Origin of the sequence: Pyxidicoccus xibeiensis, assembly GCF_024198175.1 — a bacterium.
GTDB classification, from domain to species: Bacteria; Myxococcota; Myxococcia; order Myxococcales; family Myxococcaceae; genus Myxococcus; species Myxococcus xibeiensis.
The window spans coordinates 957,759-977,235 of record NZ_JAJVKV010000005.1; the positions used below are offsets into that span (position 1 = coordinate 957,759).

Annotated in this window: 15 protein-coding genes; 4 read left to right on the forward strand and 11 right to left on the reverse strand. The window is 70.6% G+C overall.

Annotated features, from left to right (window positions below; all coding sequences use genetic code 11):
* The first annotated feature begins 123 nt into the window (after nt 1-123).
* Nucleotides 124-1,401 (forward strand): endonuclease/exonuclease/phosphatase family protein, encoded by a 1,278-nt coding sequence (locus tag LXT23_RS26410; protein ID WP_253983061.1) that lies wholly within the window; start codon nt 124-126, stop codon nt 1,399-1,401.
* Between the two features lie 34 nt (nt 1,402-1,435).
* On the opposite strand, the gene LXT23_RS26415 is transcribed toward LXT23_RS26410, so the two are convergent.
* The 7 genes from LXT23_RS26415 to LXT23_RS26445 all read right to left on the reverse strand — a co-directional run bounded on the left by LXT23_RS26415 (nt 1,436) and on the right by LXT23_RS26445 (nt 9,015).
* The gene (locus LXT23_RS26415; RefSeq protein WP_253983062.1) at nt 1,436-2,176 is read right to left on the reverse strand and encodes a peptidoglycan-binding protein; all 741 of its coding nucleotides are present in this window, start codon (nt 2,174-2,176) and stop codon (nt 1,436-1,438) included.
* 159 nt (nt 2,177-2,335) lie between these two features.
* A complete protein-coding gene (locus LXT23_RS26420) occupies nt 2,336-2,734 on the reverse strand; it encodes a hypothetical protein (RefSeq protein WP_253983063.1) in 399 nt (132 codons plus the stop codon).
* A gap of 123 nt (nt 2,735-2,857) precedes the next feature.
* Nucleotides 2,858-5,158 carry a PQQ-dependent sugar dehydrogenase gene (locus LXT23_RS26425; RefSeq protein ID WP_253983064.1) on the reverse strand — a complete coding sequence of 767 codons (2,301 nt, stop codon included), beginning with the start codon at nt 5,156-5,158 and terminating at the stop codon, nt 2,858-2,860.
* Between the two features lie 208 nt (nt 5,159-5,366).
* Complete coding sequence (locus tag LXT23_RS26430; protein WP_253983065.1) at nt 5,367-6,398, reverse strand: hypothetical protein; 1,032 nt, start codon at nt 6,396-6,398, stop codon at nt 5,367-5,369.
* A 90-nt stretch (nt 6,399-6,488) separates the two neighbouring features.
* Nucleotides 6,489-7,802: a poly-gamma-glutamate hydrolase family protein gene (locus LXT23_RS26435; protein ID WP_253983066.1), complete on the reverse strand. Its 1,314-nt coding sequence runs from the start codon at nt 7,800-7,802 to the stop codon at nt 6,489-6,491.
* A gap of 25 nt (nt 7,803-7,827) precedes the next feature.
* Nucleotides 7,828-8,007, reverse strand: coding sequence for a hypothetical protein (locus tag LXT23_RS26440; protein ID WP_253983067.1), 180 nt, complete (start codon nt 8,005-8,007; stop codon nt 7,828-7,830).
* 69 nt (nt 8,008-8,076) lie between these two features.
* Nucleotides 8,077-9,015 carry an FAD-dependent oxidoreductase gene (locus LXT23_RS26445; RefSeq protein WP_253983068.1) on the reverse strand — a complete coding sequence of 313 codons (939 nt, stop codon included), beginning with the start codon at nt 9,013-9,015 and terminating at the stop codon, nt 8,077-8,079.
* Between the two features lie 134 nt (nt 9,016-9,149).
* Here LXT23_RS26445 and LXT23_RS26450 point away from each other — a divergent pair, with 134 nt between their 5' ends.
* Together LXT23_RS26450 and LXT23_RS26455 are read left to right on the forward strand one after the other, a co-directional pair.
* A complete protein-coding gene (locus tag LXT23_RS26450; RefSeq protein ID WP_253983069.1) occupies nt 9,150-11,918 on the forward strand; it encodes a CHAT domain-containing protein in 2,769 nt (922 codons plus the stop codon).
* 41 nt (nt 11,919-11,959) lie between these two features.
* Nucleotides 11,960-13,213 (forward strand): hypothetical protein, encoded by a 1,254-nt coding sequence (locus tag LXT23_RS26455; protein ID WP_253983070.1) that lies wholly within the window; start codon nt 11,960-11,962, stop codon nt 13,211-13,213.
* A gap of 183 nt (nt 13,214-13,396) precedes the next feature.
* Here LXT23_RS26455 and LXT23_RS26460 read toward each other — a convergent pair whose 3' ends face one another.
* The 3 genes from LXT23_RS26460 to LXT23_RS26470 form a co-directional block, all read right to left on the reverse strand.
* Nucleotides 13,397-15,961 carry an Ig-like domain-containing protein gene (locus LXT23_RS26460; protein WP_253983071.1) on the reverse strand — a complete coding sequence of 855 codons (2,565 nt, stop codon included), beginning with the start codon at nt 15,959-15,961 and terminating at the stop codon, nt 13,397-13,399.
* Nucleotides 15,962-16,206: 245 nt separating this feature from the next.
* Nucleotides 16,207-17,058, reverse strand: a complete 852-nt coding sequence (locus tag LXT23_RS26465; protein ID WP_253983072.1) for a cupin-like domain-containing protein — start codon at nt 17,056-17,058, stop codon at nt 16,207-16,209.
* Nucleotides 17,055-18,023: a cupin-like domain-containing protein gene (locus LXT23_RS26470; RefSeq protein ID WP_253983073.1), complete on the reverse strand. Its 969-nt coding sequence runs from the start codon at nt 18,021-18,023 to the stop codon at nt 17,055-17,057. Before LXT23_RS26470 ends, LXT23_RS26465 begins: the two co-directional genes overlap by 4 nt.
* 126 nt (nt 18,024-18,149) lie before the next feature.
* Between LXT23_RS26470 and LXT23_RS26475 the strand changes: the two genes are divergently transcribed.
* A complete protein-coding gene (locus tag LXT23_RS26475; RefSeq protein ID WP_253983074.1) occupies nt 18,150-18,317 on the forward strand; it encodes a hypothetical protein in 168 nt (55 codons plus the stop codon).
* 18 nt (nt 18,318-18,335) lie between these two features.
* Here LXT23_RS26475 and LXT23_RS26480 read toward each other — a convergent pair whose 3' ends face one another.
* Nucleotides 18,336-19,343 carry a cupin-like domain-containing protein gene (locus tag LXT23_RS26480; RefSeq protein ID WP_267146712.1) on the reverse strand — a complete coding sequence of 336 codons (1,008 nt, stop codon included), beginning with the start codon at nt 19,341-19,343 and terminating at the stop codon, nt 18,336-18,338.
* Nucleotides 19,344-19,477 lie beyond the last annotated feature (134 nt).

Genomic DNA, 19,477 nt, shown 5'->3' on the forward strand with positions numbered 1-19,477 from the left:
TGGCCTCCGGGAGGATCAGCGCAGAACTTGAGGCCACACAGGAGGACCGGTGGCCCCAGCTGCTTTCCAGCACGACTGTTTCGTCTTCGCTTCGTACTCACGGCTCCCGAGGGGGGAGCCTGTATGAAGGTGCCCGAGCTCCTGGAGCATCTGCCTGGGGTCGGCCCCCTGCTCACCCGCCTTCCCGGCGGGCCGGAGGAGCCGCCTCCCCGCCGCGAGCCCACCGTCACCTTCCCTGACTTCGAGGCCGTGCCGCTGCCGAAGACGGAGCGGGCGCTGGGTGATGGCCGCACCTTCATCGTGCGGCACCCCGACGTGCGTCCACCGACGGGGCCGGGGCTGACGGTGATGTCCTACAACATCCTGCTCGGAGGTCAGCGCCGGCAGGCCCTGCTGGACTACTTCGACCACCTGGAGGCGCAGGGGCGGCTGCCGGACGTCATCGGCCTGCAGGAGGCCAACGTCCCCATCACCGTGCTGCTGGCGCGGCGCTACGGCTTCCACATGGCCTACCAGGGCCATGACGGTGGCCCCGGGGCGCGGCTGGTCAACGGCAAGGCCTTCCTCAGCCGCCACCCGCTGGTGGACGCGGCGCACTTCACCTACTCCCTGTCCGACGCCGAGCGTGAGGCCGCCATCGCGCGGCGGGGCGACCCGTGCGAGCTGCCGGAGGACCGGGGCGCGCTCTACGTGCGCCTGGAGGTGGACGGGCACCCGGTGGTGCTCTTCAACGTGCACCACACGCTGGGCGACTCCGGCATCAACGCCCGCAACCTGCGCCAGCTCAACGGGCTGCTGCGCCACCGCGAGGTCGCCCACGCGGTGGTGCTGGGGGACTTCAACGCCAACACCGCCATCAAACGCGGCGGCTCCTGGCTGATGGCGCACCTGTTGACCTACGACGACACGGACACGGTGGAGGAGTACGCGGTGCGCTACGGCGAGCCGCACGCCAGCGTGGGTGACCGGGGCGTGGGCAACATCGCCGACCCGCGCCTGCGGCACGAGCTGCACGTGCTGGAGCTGGAGCTGCCGGAGACCATCGCCCATGCCACCCTGGCCCAGGTGCGCCTGGCGGATGGCACGACGATGACGCCGAAGCAGGCCTGCTCCGAGCTGAAGTCGGGCAAGGTGCCACGCGGCAGCGAGCACTGGCTGCGGCTGCAGGACGTCGCCGACAGCGCCACCCTCACGTCGCTGCCCGACGAGAGCGGCAAGGTGCCCGCCACCGGCAAGCGCTTCGACAACATCTACGCCACGCCCGGGCTGGTGCCGCTGCTCTTCGAGGTGGACCGCAGCACCGAGTCCTCCGACCACCAGCCCGTCATCGCGCATTACACCGTGTGCGCGCCGGGGGCGCGAGAGGTCAAGCCGCCGTCCGGCAACAGCAAGCCGGCGTGAGGCGACGGCGCGCGCGGGCGAGCGCGCGCCGTCCTCACAGCAGCACGAAGTCCATGTTCCTGAAGCCCCGCGTGCGCGCGCAGACCTCGTAGCCCTCGTGGCCGCCCTCGTCGTTGGTGTTGCCCTCGATGGACTGGAAGGTCTCCTCGTCCACCTCGGTGACGATGCCGGCGTGCTCCCAGTCCGTGGCCGTCCTGCGGCGCAGGAAGAGGCTGCCGGGCCGGATGAGGGCGCGGTCGGGCGGCGCGGTGAGCGTGGACAGGAAGCGCCCCTGCTCCCGGCCGAAGTGGGCCAGCGAGTCGCAGGAGTACGTGCGCGCCACCGGCGTGGGCACGCCGAGCGTCTTCGCCGCCTGCTGGATGCAGAAGGTGGCGAAGCCCGTGCACCAGGCCCACGCGGGGCCCTCGTGGCCGTCCATGTACAGGCGCACCCACGGGCCGCGGTTGTCCCCGCCCACCTCGCGCGGGCGCTGCGCCAGGTGCTGCGAGGCGTAGGCCACCACCAGCGCGCCCAGCGAGCGGCCCTGGGTGGGAATCGTGGCGACGGCGGCCTTCATCGGCGCCACCAGCCGGTCGAAGGTGACGGCGTCCGCGACGCCCGTCACGGTGAGGCCGGCCTTCGCCTGGAACCGCTTGAGCGCCGCCTCCGTCGCGGCGCCGAAGTCACCGTCGATGGCGACCGCGAATCCGGAGAGGGACAGCCACTCCTGGATGCGCTTCACGCCGCGGCCCTGCTCGCCTCGGCGGTACACCCTGTCCAGCTCGAGCTCGTTCATGGACTCCCCCCGCCGGCAACCGCGAGCGCCGGCCGCGCACCATCCTGGCACCGGCGCGAAGCGGGCGCCAAGAGGGGTCACCTTCGGTGGCTGGCCACCGCCGGGAGGGACGCGTCCCTCCTTCATGAGAGGGATACAGGCGTCCGGATGTGACGCGCGTCAGCGGCGCTCGCGCTCTTCGAGCGGACCCTCGCCGTCGTTGACGACGCCCGGGTTGCGGCCGATGTCCGCGTCATCCTCCTCGAGCGGTCCGCGTCCGTTCTCCAGTGGACCTTCGCCGTCGTTGATGACGCCGGGCTTGTCCCCGATGGGCGCCTTTCCGGAGCCGCCCACGCCCTCCTTGAAGCCCTCGGTGGCCCCCTGGGCCGCTTCGCGGGCGCCTTCCGCCGCCTTGCGCGCCCCGGCCTCCACGTCCTTCGTCGCCTCGCCCACTTCCTTGCCCACCTGGCGGGCGTCTTCCCGCAGCGAGTCCTCCTGCCGCTCCGTGCAGCCCGCCGCCATCCCGAGCGCGCCGCACAGGCCCGCCATCGTCAGCCACTTCCAGCTCTGTCCAGCCATCGCGTGCCTCCTGGGTTCGTGCCGTGTCTCCACAGGGTAGGCACTGTGGCAACCGGACGCGCCGCACATGCGCGCCCTCTGGCCCAGGCCAGCGCACATCGGTGCGCGTGTCACGTCCGCGTGTCAGAGGCGCTGGGGGCACACCGTGAGGGAGGAAATCCAGGCGTCCACCAGCGCGGCACCCGCGGTGTCCACGTGGCGGGTGGCGAGCGGGGGCATGCGGAACGTGTCCAGCGCGTGCATGCGAAGGGACACGAGGGACTTCTCCGGGTGGCCCGGCAGCACCAGCCGCGCCCCGGGCACGCCCATTCCGCCCAGCTCCGGCACCACGTCACACACGCCCGCGCGAGCCAGCTCCGTGGTGAAGCGCAGGTCGGCCTCTCCCCGGCCGAGCCCATTGGGGCGGTGGCATGCGGCGCAGTTGGTGTGGAGGTACGCGCGTGCCCGCGCCTCCAGCGCCGCGGAGCCGTCCACGGCCGGCAGGCGCGGCAGCGAGTCCGGCACCGCCGGCAGCGTCAGCAGGCCGATGTGCTCCAGCGTCAGCAGCTGGTGGGCCTTGCGCTGCGCCGGGTAGACGAAGTCCCCGTTGAGCTGCGCCACCTCCAGCCCCAGCACGTGCCCCGCCGCGGCGTTGTGACACTGCATGCACTCGCCCCGGCTGGGGAAGGTCCACGTGCGGCCGGCCACGGCCTTCACCTTGCCCGTGCTCAGCAGCACCGCGTCCGTGCCGGCCTCGTTCCACTCGTAGCTGTAGCCGGCCCAGCTGCCGTCCGGGTGGCGCATGAAGAGGCGCGTCTCCACCCGCCGGCCCTCCAGCAGGAAGCTCTTCACCGTCACGGTGCCCGGCGGGAAGTCGAGCGTCCCGTCCACCCCCACCGCCACCGTCTTCCCGTCCGGCACCGCGAGGAAGCGCTCCTTGTCCGCGCCGTCGGACCAGAGCTCGACATTCACGCCATAGGGGATGAGTCCGCCCGCGGGCCGAGTGGGGTCCGCCGCGTCCACGCAGCCCGTCTCCGACAGACGCGTGGGGAACGGGTCGCCCGGCGCCGGCTGCGCGGGGACGAGGCGGTGCAGCCCGCCTCCGCTGAAGTCCACCAGGAGCAGCTCTCCGTCATTCAGCTCTCCGAAGGAGGCGATGTTGAGCGAGGTGGAGAGCAGTGGCTTCGGCTTCACCCCACCGCCGGGCATGGCGTCGCTCGGGAGCGTCCAGAGGCGGCCCGAGCCGAAGTCCCCGAAGACGTACAGCCCCACGAGCGCCGGCACCGCGCCGCCGCGGTACACGTAGCCGCCGGTGACGGACACGCCCTCGTCGCGGCCATAGGTGGCCACCGGAGGCGTCAGCCCCTGCGTGGCACACGGGCTGCCCCGCACACAGGCCGTGCCCTCGAGGACGCTCCAGCCGTGGTTGCTCCCTCGCGTCACGCGGTTGATTTCCTCGTAGCGCTTCTCGCCCACGTCGCCCATCCACAGCGCGCCGGTGCGCCGGTCGAAGCTCCAGCGCCACGGGTTGCGGAAGCCGAGGGCGTAGATTTCCTTCCGTCCGCCACCGTTCGCATACGGGTTGCTGGCGGGAATGGCATACGGCCGCGCGCCATCCACGTCGAGGCGCAGCAGCTTGCCCAGCAGTTGGTCCGGGTTCTGCGCGGTGCGGTTCTCGTCCAGACGGCCTCCGCCGTCACCGAAGCCGATGTACAGGTAGCCATCCGGGCCGAACGCGAGGTGTCCTCCGTTGTGGTACGACCAGGGCTGCGCGAGCTGGAGGACGAGCTCCTCGCTGCGCGGGTCCAACGTGGCGCCCCCATCCCGGCTGACGTAGCGGACGATGTACGAGTTCAGCTTCCCGCCACGGTCATCCCCGACATAGGACAGGAACACCTCCCCGTTGCTCGCGAAGCGCGGGTGGAAGGCCATGCCGAGCAGCCCCGTCTCGTTGTGCGAGGCATTCACCCGCCCGGAGAGGTCGATGAACAGCGCGCTGCTGGCGGGGTCCGCCTCGTTGGCGAAGACGCGCACCCGGCCCTCCTTCTCCACCACGTAGACGCGGCGGTTGTCGCCGGGGGCCTGGAGCACGTGGAGCGGCTGCTGGAACGCCAGCCGGGGGAAGACCCGCTGGAGGGCCACTCCAGTGGGCTCCGCGGGCCGGGCCGGGGCGACGCAGGTGGGGTTGGCGGGCCGGGCGTCGAGGCCGTACGGCACGATGGGGTCTCCGGAGTCGGGCGCTTCCGGCCCCGGGCCCGCATCGGGGTCCCCGGGAAGGGGCTCGGCATCCGAGCCCGGCGCATCGGGCGGCTCCACGGTGGGAGGTGGCTCGTCGGGCCCTCCACCGCCGACCACCCCCGGACAGGCGGCAGGAGACATGAGCAGACCGGTGGCGAAGACAACGATGCCAAGCAGGGCCAGCACCGGTGGGCGACGTCGGAGCATGCGGCCATCTGCCATTGGCTGACCGACCCGACGATTGCCCTGGCGGTCCGTCTGCCCGCTGGAGGACTCGGCGGCGTCATCCCGTGCACGGAGGGAAGGCGGCACCGCCTCCGCGGAGTAGCGCGGTGGACACATCCCGTGCATGTGCGCGCGGGTAGACGCCCGTCTGTCCCTGTGCGGAACGACGTGGTGCACCGAGCGGGCCGCGTCACAGCTCGCCGAGCATCACCACCACGACCTCCCTGCCACGTCCCACCGCGAACCTGCGGTTGCGAGGGTCCATCGCGAGCGCCGGCATTGGGCCCTCGAAGCTGCTGGTGCTGCCAAGCCTGGGCCCCGTGTCCAGCTCCGTCCAGCGGTGCACCACGCGGCCGGTGGCCAGCTCCACCAGCGTGGGATGCAGGTAGAAGCCCATCACGTGCGTGTGTCCCACCGGCATCATGTGGCCGAGCACCACCTCCGGTTGGACCTCGTGCAGCACCTTGCCCGTCGAGGGGTCCAGCCGCACCAGCGTCTTCGGCTCCATCCTCCACCGGTACCCGCTGCCGTCCTGCTCCGCGTGGCTGGTGGCGCTGTTGACGAGGAACGCACCATCCGCGCCGAAGGCCCCGCTCACCGCGGTGTCGAAGTCGAGCTTCCAGAGCCCCAACCCATCCGCCGCATCGAGCACCGCCGGGTCGGCCAGCGCTGCGTCCAGGTCGATGCGCTGCACCACGTCCACCGGGTGCCATATCCACCCTTCCGCCAGCAGCGAGCGCCCATCCGGCGCGGGCAACAACCGCGCATGGAAGATGTCTGGCGGCTCACCGGAGCGTGGAGTCAGCCGCTCCCCGGTGAAGAAGTCCTCCACCTCCAGCCGGCCGGAGTCCTCGGGGCAGTGCACCAGCAGCAGCCGGCCCTCGGGGCGTCGCACCAGCGCCACGGGATAGTCGGACACCTCCGCGTGGCAGCAGCTGCGGTCAATCTCACGCAGGTAGCGGCCGTCATGGAGCAGCAGCCCCTTGGTGCCCCGCCGCTCGTAGACGACGGCGCAGCGTCCGTCCGGCGTCGCCACCGCCGCGTCGAACCTCGAATACGCCAGTCCGATGCCAACGCGGGTGAGCGTCCCATCCAGCCCGAGGCGCCGGCAGTCACCGGCCCAGTCCACGAGCGCGTCCCCCTGCCAGCACAGCGAGCGGGGCTCTTGCGGGACGGTGAGACGCAGCTCCCGTGAGCCCTTCAAATCCCAATGCAGTTCCATGTCGGCAAGACGGACCGGTGGACCGCGCCTGACACCCGCCCCCGCCTCGGTGAATGCGGCGGGGACGGACGCACTTCGCCGCCGGTGGACCTACGGGGCCGGGCTCACCGACACCGACACCGGCAGCGGCACGTAGGGCGCCGAGTCAGGATGGCGCCGCGCCCATGCCACCGCCCGGTACTGGTCCGCCGGTGCGCCGGTGGAGGGCGCCTGGATGGGCACCAGGCCGTACGTGCCCTTGAAGGCCGGCTGGCAGCTGCCGGTCTGGTACGAGCCCACCCCGCGGCTGCCACCCACGCGGTGGTAGCGCGCCTTCGACGGAGACCACCTGTAGAGGCTGAGGTACCACTCCGTCTTCGTGCAGTCGGCCTGGGAGAGGCCGGCCAGCGACGTGCTCGCGGACACGCGGTACGGGGTGGGCACGGCCCGCGCATTCACCGTGAAGTCGGCCGCGTACTGCTTGCACCCGGTGCTGTCGTACCCGGTGCCGTTGCTGCTGCCCGTCTGCGCGGAGCCGGCGACGGTCAGCGCATCCTCGGCGGTGGTGTCGATGAGGCACGCGTAGTGGGCCTTCACCGCGTCGGCGATGAGGTCCCAGTGGTTCACCCGGGCCGTGTTGGACTGCTCGATTTGCAGGCCCTTGCCATCCAGCGCGAGCCGGTTGACGAAGTTCTCCGGCTCGAAGCCCGCGAGCTTCGGCGGCACGTGCAGCACCTCGAGGTTCTTCCCGCGCAGCGCGTCGGTGATGACCTCCGCCACGCCCTGCCGGAAGACCTCGTCCTCGCGGCCGCCCACGAGGACGCCAGCGTCCGGGTAGGTGGCGTCGCTGTAGCCGTGGAAGGACACGGCGTAGCGGAAGTCGCGGCCCAGCACATTGCCCAGGCTGGGGAAGCTGGCCTCGTGGAGGTCCGTGGAGGTGATGTGCCAGTGGTCCTTCGCGTTGTTGGTGCCCGCGTACCAGCCCTTCACCCGCCAGGTGGAGACCTTCGGGGTGGACGCCGGTGCAATCCGCTCCACCTGCTCCGCCGTCTGCATCTCGATGCTGCCGCCATGGGGCGCGGTGTAGATGAGCGTGTTGTTCAGCCCGTCGTCCGCCAGTCGCTCCAGCAGCTCGTTCGGCTTCGGAGACTGCGCCTGCAGGGCGTTGAGCTCGGCCTCCGTCTCGGTGGGCGCGTGGTAGGTGATGCCGGCCTTGTCGTTGTTGGTGCCGTGCAGGGCGGTGAGCACCACGCCCGCGTCCGGCGCCATGTCGAGCCGGGTGACGCCCTCGGTGTGCATCCGCACCACGCCCGTGCCCGCATCGAGCGCCGCGGTGACGGTGCACAGGCCCTCGCCGAACGTGGCGCCGGAGCCCGTCCGCACGCGCACCTGACGCCCCACCCCGGTGCCCAGCTGCGTCAGCACGTCCTGCGGGACGTGGCAGTACTCCTTAGTAGGCGAAGCCGGAGATGCTGTTGTTCGTGCCGAGCGTCAGCGTGCCCGACAGCAGCGCCGTCCGCGTGCTCGCCAGCTCATCGTAGGCGGAGGAGGACGTCGTCCCTCCCTCGCAGCCCGTGAGCGCCAGTGCCACCACACCCAGACCCATGAATCGAAGCGCCATCGCGCGCATGTCGTTCCCCCTCCGTGTCCCGAGGATTTGCCGAAGGAACGACAGGCACCGGACATCTTCCCGCGCGATTCAGCGAACGAGCGAGACGACCTCCTCGGCACAGCCCCACGACAGGGTGACGCCCGCGCCGCCATGGCCGTAGTTGTGGATGACCCGGCGCCCGCCCACGTCCTCCGCCTCCAGCCGAACGGCGGGCCGGCCGGGGCGCAGGCCCACCTTGTGCTCCACGACGTGCACCCGGGTCCCAGGCGGGAGCAGCGGCGCGGTGCGCGCCAGGATGCCCTCCACCTGCGCGGGGTCGGGCTCCAGCGACCAGCGCCCCTCCTCCGTCGTGCCGCCCAGGATGCAGTCCGTGGCACGGGGGATGACGTAGGCCACACCGGCCTTCTCGTCCGCGTCGAAGACGAAGCGGCCCACCGGCGAGGGCTCCACGCGCAGCACCTCGCCCCGGACGGGATACAGCGTCTCGTCGCCCACCAGCGCGCGGGCGCCCAGGCCGGTGCAGTTGATGACGAGCGGCGCGTCCACCCACGCCTCCTCCAACGAGCGCACCTCGCGCTGGACGATGCGCCCGCCGAGCGCGCGGAAGCGGTCCATCAGGAAGCGCAGGTAGCGGGGCATCTCGATGACGGGGGCGCTGAAGCCGTAGCCATCCACGAAGCCCGGAGGCAGCTCCTCCGCGGTGGCCCGGCGGAAGTCCGGCACGCCGTCACGCCACCACGGGTCCTGGACGGGCGTCCGGAACGCGTCGACTCCGGAGACCATCAGGATGCCCGCCTCCGGATGCTCGCGGCCCAGCGCCTGGAAGACCTCGTAGCTCCGCCGCCCCCACGCGTTGACGAGCTCCTGCGGATAGACGCGGTACGGATACCAGACGGCGGCCGCGACATCCGACGTGGTGTGCGGCGGCAGCTCCCGCGCGCGGATTTCGACGGTGTGCCCGGCTTCGGCCAGCCGGATGCCACATGTCAGTCCAGACACGCCACAGCCCAGGACGAGGATGAACATCCGTCCACCCTACCTTCCCGGGGCTCATCCTACCCACCCTGCCAACTGTCTCCCGGGGACTGGGTGCCTGGCGGCCTGGTTTGTTCCCGTGAGCCCAGATGGCCCAAGATGGGGATTCAAGGGAGGTCCAGCCGATGGCCGGGGAGCTGGGAACACCGCGAGAGCCTGAAGCGCCCCGGCGGCGCCGCCCTCTGCTCGCGCGTGTGGCCTATGCGCTCCCGCTGCTGGCGGCCGGTGCCTTCATCCTCCCCGGCTCCGGCCCCTCGGCGGACCCCGACGCCGCGCGCATCTGGCTGTCCAACACCGCCACCCGCCCCATCGAGGCGCGGCTGAGCGTGGTGCCGGCGGACGTCCACCGCCCCTATGTCCCGTCGCGGGAAGCGGAGCACGCCACGCCCGTGCCGCTGCGCGAGCTGGCCCGCCTGGAGGCGCGCGAGGACCGCGCCGGCATCGCGGCCTCGTACCTCGTCCATGGTGACCCGCAGCAGGCGGTGGCCCACCTGAACCACGCGCGCCCGTCCGCCAGCCGGGAGAATGACCGGGCCGTCGCGGCCTTCCTCCTGCGGCGCCACGACGATGCGCTCTCGCTGCTCGACGGCGCGCTGGACGCCGAGCCCCGCCATGCCCAGGCGCTCTGGAACCGCGCCCTCGTGCTGCGCGAGCTGGGGCTGACGCTGCTCGCGGCCGCGGCCTTCGACAGGGTGGCCGCGCTGGAGGAGCCCGGCTGGAGCGCGGAGGCCCGGGAGCAGGCCAGCGCGCTGCGGGACACCGAGCGTCAGCGCTCGGAGCTGTGGCGAGCCACCCGCGCCGCCGTCATCGCGCTCGCCACCGACGCGCAGGCGCCCCTTCCGCTGCAGGAGGCCCGGCGCCTCCCCGGCACCGCCCGCGCCCACTTCTACGACGCGGTCCGCACCGCCCCTTCGGCCGCGAGGGTCCTCGCCCTGCTCCCGCTGGCGGAGGTGCTGGACCGCGCCTTCGGAGGCACCGCGCTGGTGGACTCCGTGCGGCGCGTGGCGGCCCGGGACTTTGCCCTCCGGAGGCCGCTCGCCGCCGAGTACGCGAAGCTCGTCCAGCGCACCCATCCGGACCCCGCCCTGCTCATCCGCCGCCTGCGCGCGTCGGGCGAGACGGACCTGCTGCTGGGTGCGCTGCTGCTCAGCCCCGCGGTGCCCCGCGAGCCCGCGGAGGTGGAGTCGCTGGCCCGTGGCCTGAGCGACCCGTGGATGGACGTGCTGGCGCGCGAGGAGCTGGCACGCCTGGACGACGTCGCGGGGAAGTCCTGGGAGGCCCTCCAGCGACTGCGGGACGCGCTGAGCCTCTGCCGCGAGCGGGAGCTGGGCCTGCGGTGCCTGGACTTGCAGCGGCGGCTGAGCAGCCGGGCCATCACCGCCAACCGGCTGGCGGAGGCGGAGGAGCTGGCCCGCTCGGGCTGGCGCGAGGCGCGCGTCCTCGGGGAGTGGGGCCACGAGGCCTTCGCCATCCGCGAGCTGGGGCAGGCGGCGCGCTACCAGTTCCGCGTCGCGCCCGCCCGCGCCTACCTGGCCGAGTACCTGGAGCGCAACCCGGGCGACTGCGAAGCGCGCGCCTACGTGCACCGCAACCTGGCCTCGCTGGCGATGATGCGGCTGCGGCCCGAGGAGGCCCGGCGAGCCCTGAACGAGGCCCAGGCCTGTGGCCGCACCGTGGGACTGGTGGGCGCGTGGATATTGGCGGACCTGGGCCGGATGGACCCGAGGCCGGCGGACGCGGAGCAGGTGCGACTGGAGCTCTCGAAGGTGGACCCCGTGCAGGACCCTCCGGGCCGGCGGGTGCTGGGCACGCTCATCGCGGCGCGCTTCGCCGTGGAGCGCAACCGCGACGAGGGCAAGGCCCTGCTGCGGAAGACCATCGCCGAGGCCGCGCCGTGGCTGCATGACAACGCCGACGCGCGGGACGCACGGGCCGTGGCGTACCAGTCGCTGGCCCTCAGCGCCGGCAGGGCGGGCGCGTACGACGAGGCGGCGCAGGTGGTGGCGGAGCAGCTCGGAGTCACCGCGCCCGAGCGCTGCATGCTGGCCGCCGCGATGGAGGCCGAGCGCACGGTGGTGGTGGTCCGGGGACCGAGCGGGGAGCTTCGCGGGCACCATGATGCGTCCCGCAAGGAGCCGCTGGGCGAAGACCTGTCCGGCGTGGTGCCGCGCGACCTGGTGACGCTGCTGCGGGGGTGCGAGCAGGTGGACGTGCTGGCCGCTCCGCCGCTGGACAGCCGCGCGGGGCTGCTGCCCGCGGACCTGGCCTGGCGCTACCGGGTGGGCACCGCGCAGGCCGCCGCGCCCGCGCCGAGCCGGGCGCCCCTGCACGTGGTGGTGGCCGACGTGGAGACGCCGGCCCAGCTGCGGCTGGCGCGACTGCCGTCCTGGGAGTCGGCGCCCGCGCCCGCGACGGGCTCCGTGCGGCTGGCCGGAGCGAATGCGACGCCCTCGCGGGTGCTGGAGGCGATGAAGCGGGCCACGGACATCGAGTTCCACGCGCATGGCGTGCTGGACCGGAGCCTGTCGGACGCCACCGTCATCGCGCTGGCCGCCGAGAACGACGGCCGGTACGGCCTCACCGCGGAGGAGCTGCGCCGGGTGAAGCTGGAGGGGGCGCCGGTGGTGCTGCTGGGGGCGTGCAGCGCGGCGAAGCTGCCTTCGCTGCTGCACCAGACGTCCTCGCTGCCGCAGGCGTTCGTGGATGCGGGCGCGCGCGCGGTGTTCGCGGCGACGGTGGACATCCCCGACTCGGCGGGACGGTTCTTCCAGGCCGTGCGAGAGCGCATTCACGCGGGGGCCCGTCCGGCTGATGCACTGCGAACGGAGCGCCTGCGCTGGCTGCGAGGGGAGCGCAGCTCGCAGTGGGTGAACCGGGTGCTGCTGTACGAGTAGACGCCTTGCCCGTGCGAGACTGCGTCGCGGGGAAGGGTGGAATGCACATCGAGGAAGCACTGAGCGTCTACAGCCTGCACTTCGACCGGGCCGGTTCGGAGCGTGGCGCGATTCCGCTGTGGGACCCGGTGACGGATGCGCGGTTGGGGACGCAGCCCGAGTGGATTCGAGGACACCGCTCGGAGCCGGTGGCCTACGTCCGAGGTGCTGTGCCGTCCGTGGAAGTCACCCTGCTGGCGAACCACTTCGTGCCGGAGGCATTCGAGCTGAGCGCCTACGGGGACGGTTGCGGCGGGCGGGTCCGGTGGCTGGGCCCGCATCCGGTGAAGCTGGAGCGGAAGGCCGGGTGGACCACGCTCCCGGAGCCGGTGTGCTTCAGCCGGGCATTGCCCAACCAGGTTGGCACGCATGCGCTGGAGCTCCAGTGGTACGCGGAGTGGACGGATGCACGGGGCGAAGCGCGCCAACTGTTCCTGGGTGACAGCCGGCACGAGGTCTTCACCACCGGGGCGCCACTGAAGGACGGTCTGCCTGGAGGGCCACCGGTGGGGACGTACGCACCGCTGGTGCGCTGGTCCTCGCGGTGGTGCGCGGGATTGGAGTCGAGAAAGGACGTCTGCGACGCCATCCTCCGGGGGTTGCCGGAGACGCAGCTGCGCTACGGGCTGCCCGCGTGGACGGTGCGCCATATGCTGGTGGCTGGCGGGGGCATGTGTGGCGGCTGGTATCAACTGTTCCAGCAGCTCGCCAACTGCCAGGGCGTGGCGGTGGAGCGGCGCACGCTGCACCTGAATCCCACGCGCAACGAAAAGACAGGTGAGGTGCGCTGGAATGCCCTGGTCGCCGTGGCGCCGGGCATCAACCAGGTGGAGCTGAGCCGGCACACGCGCTTCCTGGGCCGTTACCACGACTGCATTCGCTACCCGTTCGCACCGGACGAGCCCGTGGAGCTGCTGAGTCGGCAGGACGCGCGGTATTGCTTCGAAGCCGGAATGAATGACGGCCACAGCCTCAACTTCCTGGAGGACGGGGGCCGGCTCTACCTGTACGACCCCAGCTTCCTTACCGAGGCTATTGCGCTGGACATGGCGCTGCCCGAGGCGGACGGCCAGTTGCTGACATTGGGACCGGAATCGCCGTTCCGCAGGGACTATCTGCACCGGGTGATGCCCTACGTCATGGGCGCACTCCGCGCCAATGGCAGACACTGGGAGGTGGACCTGCTGCGGGGCAACTACGGCATCACCGTGAAGGTTGAGCAGGTCTTGGAGCTTGGCGTCATGTGGACAGGGTAGAAGATGCCAGCTCGGGGCATGCATACGAGCCTGGAGACACAGCCCAAAGATGCCCCTACAGCTGGCCCTCCTCATGGAGGGTGGGATGACCTTCACGCATCCTCCATGAAGGCCATCCCCACCAGTTCGACAGATGCCTGCTACACCGCCGCGCGTTGTGCCGACGCCCTGGCGCGAGCACGACTACGGGCAGGGGCCTGACCTGCCTCCTATAACGGTAAAGTCCCCACCAATCGATGTGAGCTGTGACTGGAGCGCCGTCGCGCACGCCGTGGGCAGGGAGGCGTTGTTCCCGATGTATACATATCCACCCACGCTGGTGAGAGCTGGGACGCCCAGCTGCGTCAGCCCATTGTTGGTCACGTAGAAGTACTCACCAATGCCCGCCAGCGACGTGAGATTCATGGAGGTAAGCGCCTCGTTTTGGTCCAGGTAGAGGTAGCCGCCAACGTGCGTGAGAGCGCTCGAGCTGACGTTCCCGAGTAGCAGGTTGCGATCAAGGTAGAAGAAACCGGGAATTGTGGTCAGCTTCGTCAACGACAGGTTTGCAATCTTCGTACGATATAGGGAGAGATCACTTCCGAGTGAGGTGAGGTTTCCCAGGTCCAAGGTGGTGAGTGGGCCGCCCTGATAGATTGAGATCGATTGGCCGACGCTTGTCAGGTTGGATACGTTGAGGCTCGAGAGGGCATTGTTCGCATCGAGGTAGATGTATTCGCCTACATGAGTCAGAGCACCGAGGTCGAGTGCACCAAGGGCAGTGTTTCCATTCAAGTAGAGATACTCGCCCACTGATTTCAACTGCCCCAGGTTGACATTCACCAATGCAGTGTTCTGGTGAAAGTAGGCCTCGTCACAAATGCCCCTGAGCCTTGGCGTATCCACTTGTGTCAGGGCGTTGTTCTGATGGAAATCGAGAGACGATCCGATGGTTGTCAGCTTCGGCAGTCGAACACTGACCACGGGGCTTCGGTGGAGACTCACAGAACCCTTGACGGTGGTGAGATTGGGCAGGTCGATGCTGGTCGTCGTCGCGTTGGTCTGGATGTAGATACTGCCTGTTACCGTCGCATAAGTGGCAAGCTCAGCCACGCTGGCCTCATTCGTAATGAAATAGTCACCATTCCAGACCGGAGCGTCTGGACCACACACCCCCGTGCTTGGGTTGCACGTCTCTCCTGGATGGCAGGCGTCTGGCGCATTGCAGACCACGGGTTGGGCACCGGTGCATACGCCGCCCTGGCAGGTGTCCACCCGGGTGCAGGCGTTGTCGTCGCTGCAAGTGGTGCCGTTGGGCCTGGGAGAACTTTCGCAGGTGCCGGTCGAAAGATTGCACGAGGCGGCGTGGCACTGATCGCCTGAGGTGCATGTCCCACACTCCAGGATGCCGCCGCAACCATCGTCGAGCGGCCCGCATTGGCGCCCCACAGCCGCGCAGGTCCTTGGCACACACGAGCCGCAGCCAGCACCGCCCTGGAGGGAGAAGGTAGAACTGGCCGACAGGCCAAGGGCGTTGGTGACGGTCATCGTCACCGAGGGGGTGCCGCCCGAGGGCACGCACGCCGATGCCGTCCAAAGAACCTCGCTCGTTGTGGCGGTATGGGTAGGGGTGCCCAGCGTGCCCGTGCTGCTGGTCCACGTGAAGCTGAGTGCGCTGCCCTGGGGGTCCTTCGCCCTCACTCGGAAGACGACCGTGCCCCCAGCCGCTGGCACCGTGGCCACCGATTGGAACGTTTCCACTACCTCCGGAGGGAAACGCCCTGTCGTCGGACGCCCCACGTAGATGCTCAAGCTGCCAGTGCCCTGCCCGCCCCGCCCGTCATGCACCGCCACGGTGAGTGTGCAGATGCCACCCGAGGGTTGGGCGGAGGGCGTGAAACTGGCGCTGGCGGAGGTGGCATTCGTCCACGTGCCCGCGCACGAGGCCGTCCACTGGTAGCTGAGGCCGTCCCCGTCGTTGTCGCTGGCGGAGGCCGTCACCTGGGTGACCTGGCCGACAGCGACGGAGGAAGGCGTGGCCGTTACCCCAGCCACCTGGGGCCAGGTGTTGAAGGAGACGTTGACGGCCGCGTTCCCGGTGTCAGTCCCCACCGTCACGGTGACGCTGAGGGCTGCGGAGGCGCCCTTGGAATCCGTCACCTGCAGCGTCAGCACCACCGGGCCCGGAGAAGCCGGCGCCGTCCAGACGGTTGAAAGGCTGGAGGCGACGCTGAAGCTGCCCGCGCCGGCCGTCCATGCGGAGGTAAGGGTGTCTCCCGCGTTCGGGTCCTCCGCGGAGGCCTGCAGGGCTACGAGTCCCCCAGGGGCCACAGTGGCGGGGCTCGCCACCAGCGAGGTGATGCGGGGCGCCGCGTTGTCGAAGGGTGCCGGCGGATTCACTTCCTGCAGGAGGAGGGTGACGGCCGTCGTCTGCCCGGCCTGGATGGTGACGGGCGTCACCTGGCCGGAGTAACGGACGGTGTTGGAAGCGTCGAAAGCCTGGGCGCTGAACGTGCGGCCGGTGCCGGCGGGCAACTGCCCCAGCACCCCGCCCCACTGCTGGCCCGTCTTCACCAGGGCATCGGTGCGCGTCGTCATGCCAGCGCCGCTCACGGTGAGCTCCACCCGGGCCACGTCGCTGGCGCTCAGCGCCTGCGGCAGCGTCGCCACCGCCCGAGCACTGCCAGTCGCCTCCTCGTCGCAACCAGCCAGGGCCATCACCAAGCCCAAGGCCAGACACACCAGCCTGCTTCGACTCTCTTGCTTCATGGTTTCTCCGCGCGTGGAGACTGCTGTGAGTCCTCGCCTGGAGGCTGTCCTCCTCCCACGCATGTGGAGGCTCGACAGGAAAGGAGCGCGGGACTCTACAAGCAGTGCTCGTGCGTCTTCTCCTGAGTCAGCGCCACGCCATAGCGGTCCGCGTTGACCCTGCTGCACGCACGTCTGCGCTTGGCGTGCGGTGACGCCCGCGCGCCTATACGTGTTGGCATTCGCGAGAAAGCGCAGATTCCTGGTCAGCGCCACGAAGGAGGAGTTGGCTCGGGTGCGACCGGCTCCTGCGCCCAGGTCGCATTGGGCACGGAGGCCGCGAAGGCAAAGAAGGACACGGAGGCGCTCGTCTCCAGCACGCGGTAGCCGCACCACCAGCCCACGGGCAGCAGCACCAGGTCCCCAGGGCCCACCTCCACGTCCAGGCGCAACACCGCACCCGCGTCCTCGGGCGAGCCCCTCATCCGGCGCAGCTCGAACGCGGGAACGAGCTGGAGCCGCCTCCGCCCGTACACCTGGCAGACCAGCACGTTCTCCCGAAGAGGCGCCTCCGCCGCAGTGAAGTCCGCGGACTCCAATGACAGCACCGGCTGTCCCTCCGTCACCACGTAGTCCGCTGGCGGTCGCAGCGACATGAGCAACTCCGGGTGCTTCACCAGCGGCACCGTGCGCGACGACGGCGCCCCCGCTGGAGGCTTCAGCCACTCCAGCAACGTGGCTACCCGCTCCGGCTCCCAGCTCCCTACCGGCACCACCGTACCTCGCAGCACCACCGGCCGGTTCTGGAAGTAGTAGCGGTCGAAGAACGCCTCCCGTGAGAGGGATTCATGTCTGTCCACCCGCGCATGGCCTTCCTCCTGCCGGTAGAGGTCCCCGTACAGGTCCAGCAGCCCTTCGAGCTTCCGGTGCAGCTTCAGCGCCTTGATGCTCCCTCTCAGACACGGGTCCTCCGCCTCGGCCCGCACCGCCGCGCGTGCCACCGCCGCGTCCACTCCCGCCCCTACCAGCACGTCGACGAGCTCCGTCTCCGCCGTGCCGCGCAGCAGGTTCTCCACGACCCAGCTTCGCCACTCGGGCGCGAGCTCTGCTCCGTTCATCGTTCCACCCTCCCCGGCTTCGGACCGAGCCAGTAATCCCGCCACTCCGTGTTGCGCTGCTCACGGTCAAAGCACACGAACGTCACCGACAGACTGATGTCCAGCGCTCGCACCGCGTGCCACCAGCCCACCGGAATCAGCAGCGCATCCCCCGGTCCCACCTCGCACGTGTGCACCGTCGCACGCGCAAAGTCAGGGAAGCGCTCGAGGTCCGGCGCCCGGATGTCCACCGCGCTGTAGAGCCCGCGGTCGTTGTAGAGCCACGGCGTCTCCCAAGAAGGCGCCAGCCAGAAGCGCTTGCGCCCCAGCACCTGGCAGAACAGCACGTTGAGGTGGTCGTGGTGCAGGTTCGACAGCGTGCCCGCCGGCCCGAACCACAGGTGCACGCTCTCCGGGGTCAGGATGTCCGGGTGCACGTAGCCCGCCGGTGCCCGGATATCCGACAACAACGGCCGGAACGCCTCGCGCAGCAGCAGGCTGTTGCGCGCCACCACATACAGGTCGTTCGTCTCGCCCGCGCTCCGCATCCGGGCCACCAGCTCGCGCAGGGGTAACGACTGGCGCAGGTGCTCCGCGTTGAAGTCCGGGTCCGCGTCCGACTCCCGGCCCGCCATCACCTCCACCGCCTCGTCACCGAACCGCTCCGCGAGCCACTCCGGCGTCCAGCGCTTCAGCGCGGGCCAGTCCTCCATCAGCCCCTCGATGATGACGGGCCGGTTGCGCAGGTAGTAGCGCTCGAAGAACTCCCCCGGGGACAGCTGACGCCGTCGCTCCACCTGCGGCCCCTCGCTCCGGTAGAGGGCGGACCGCGCCTCCAGCAGCGCCTCCAGCTCCCTCCTCCGGGGCGCCGCCGCTCTCGCCTGGCGGACCGCGGGGTGCTCCGCGACGGACTCCACCTCCGCCTGCGCCTGCTCCAACGACTCACCCGACGCTCGCAAGAGCATGACCAGACGCTGCGACGGCACGCCGCGAGTCAGGTTTTCCGCTATCCAGGCACGCCGCTCGTGCAAGGCATTCTTGTCAGGCCGCATCACGTGCTCGGTGCGATATACCCGCAGTGCTGTCCATCGCCGCTGTGCTCCTGGAGACCCATGGCCACGCAACCCGATCCTCTCCCGCAGATCGTCCCCAACCCGCCGCCCAACCCGCCCACCATCCAGGAGCCGGCCATCGTCCCGAACCCGGGCAGCCATCCCCATCCGGCAGACGTGACGCGCCAGCCGACGCCGCCGCCGACCACGCCTCCGCTGAAGAAGTAGTCGCCGGGCCGTCCCGCCTCACCGCAGCCTCCACCAGGTGTTGCCTCCCGGGACGTCGAACTCCTGGAAGGTGATGGAGACGCTGACGTCGAGCGCCAGGACCTGGTGCCACCAGCCCGCGGGGATGAGCAACATCTCCCCGGGCCCCACCACGTCCTCCAGCACGTCCGCCTCCCCGTAGGCGGGAAAGCGCTCCAGGTCCGGGTGCTCGGCATCCACCTGGCTCCAGACCTCACGGTGGCTGTAGAGCGACTGCGTCTGGAACGAGGGGATGAGCCGGAAGCGCTTGCGCCCGGCAATCTGCCCGAAGAGCACCGTGCCCAGGTCATGGTGCAGCGCCGTCAGCGTGCCCGCCGGCCCCACCCAGAGCTTCACGGCGCCGGCCAGCTGCGTCCGGCGCAGCACGCCCTCCGGATAGCGCACGTCGTCCAGCAGCGTGCGCAGCTCCGTGCGCTCCAGGGCGAAGTTGCGCGCCGTGAGGTACAAGTCATTGGACGGTCCGCCTTCGAGCAGGCGGCGGATGAACTCCCCGAAGCGCATCACCGTGCGGCAGGGGTCCGGCTCCAGGTCATGGTCCGCGCGCGACTCGCGGCCCGCCATCACCTCCACCTCCACGTGGCCGTAGCGCTCCGCCAGGGCCTGGGGCTGCCAGCGCTCCAGGGCCGGCCAGCCGTCCATGAAGCCCTGGAGGATGACGGGCCGGTGCGCGAAGTAGTAGCGCTCCATCAGCTCGCGCGGGGACACGCCACGGCGGCGTTCCAGTTGCCGGTGCCAGCCGGCCTGACGATGGAGCGCCACCCGGGTGTCGAGCAGCGCCCGGTGCTCTCCGTGGAGCTTCGTGCGCTGGCGCCCGTGCTCCACGGCGGGATGCCGCCGCGCCGCTTCCACCCCGGCCTTCGCCTGCTCCGGCGGTGTGCCCGCCTGGACCAGGGCGCGCTCCAGCGCCTCCGGCGCCACGCCCAGGACCAGGTTCTCCGCCAGCCACGCCTGGCACTCCGGCGAGAGACTCGCTACCGCGTCCGCCATGCACCCTGCCCTTCGCATCGGGGGCGAGCATGCCTGCTCGGCGGCTGTTCATCACCCTTGCTTCTCGCGGCAGCTTCGTTGCAGCCAGAAGGCGGCCGGCCGGGCCCTCCACCGACGGCTCCGGCCTGGAGCGG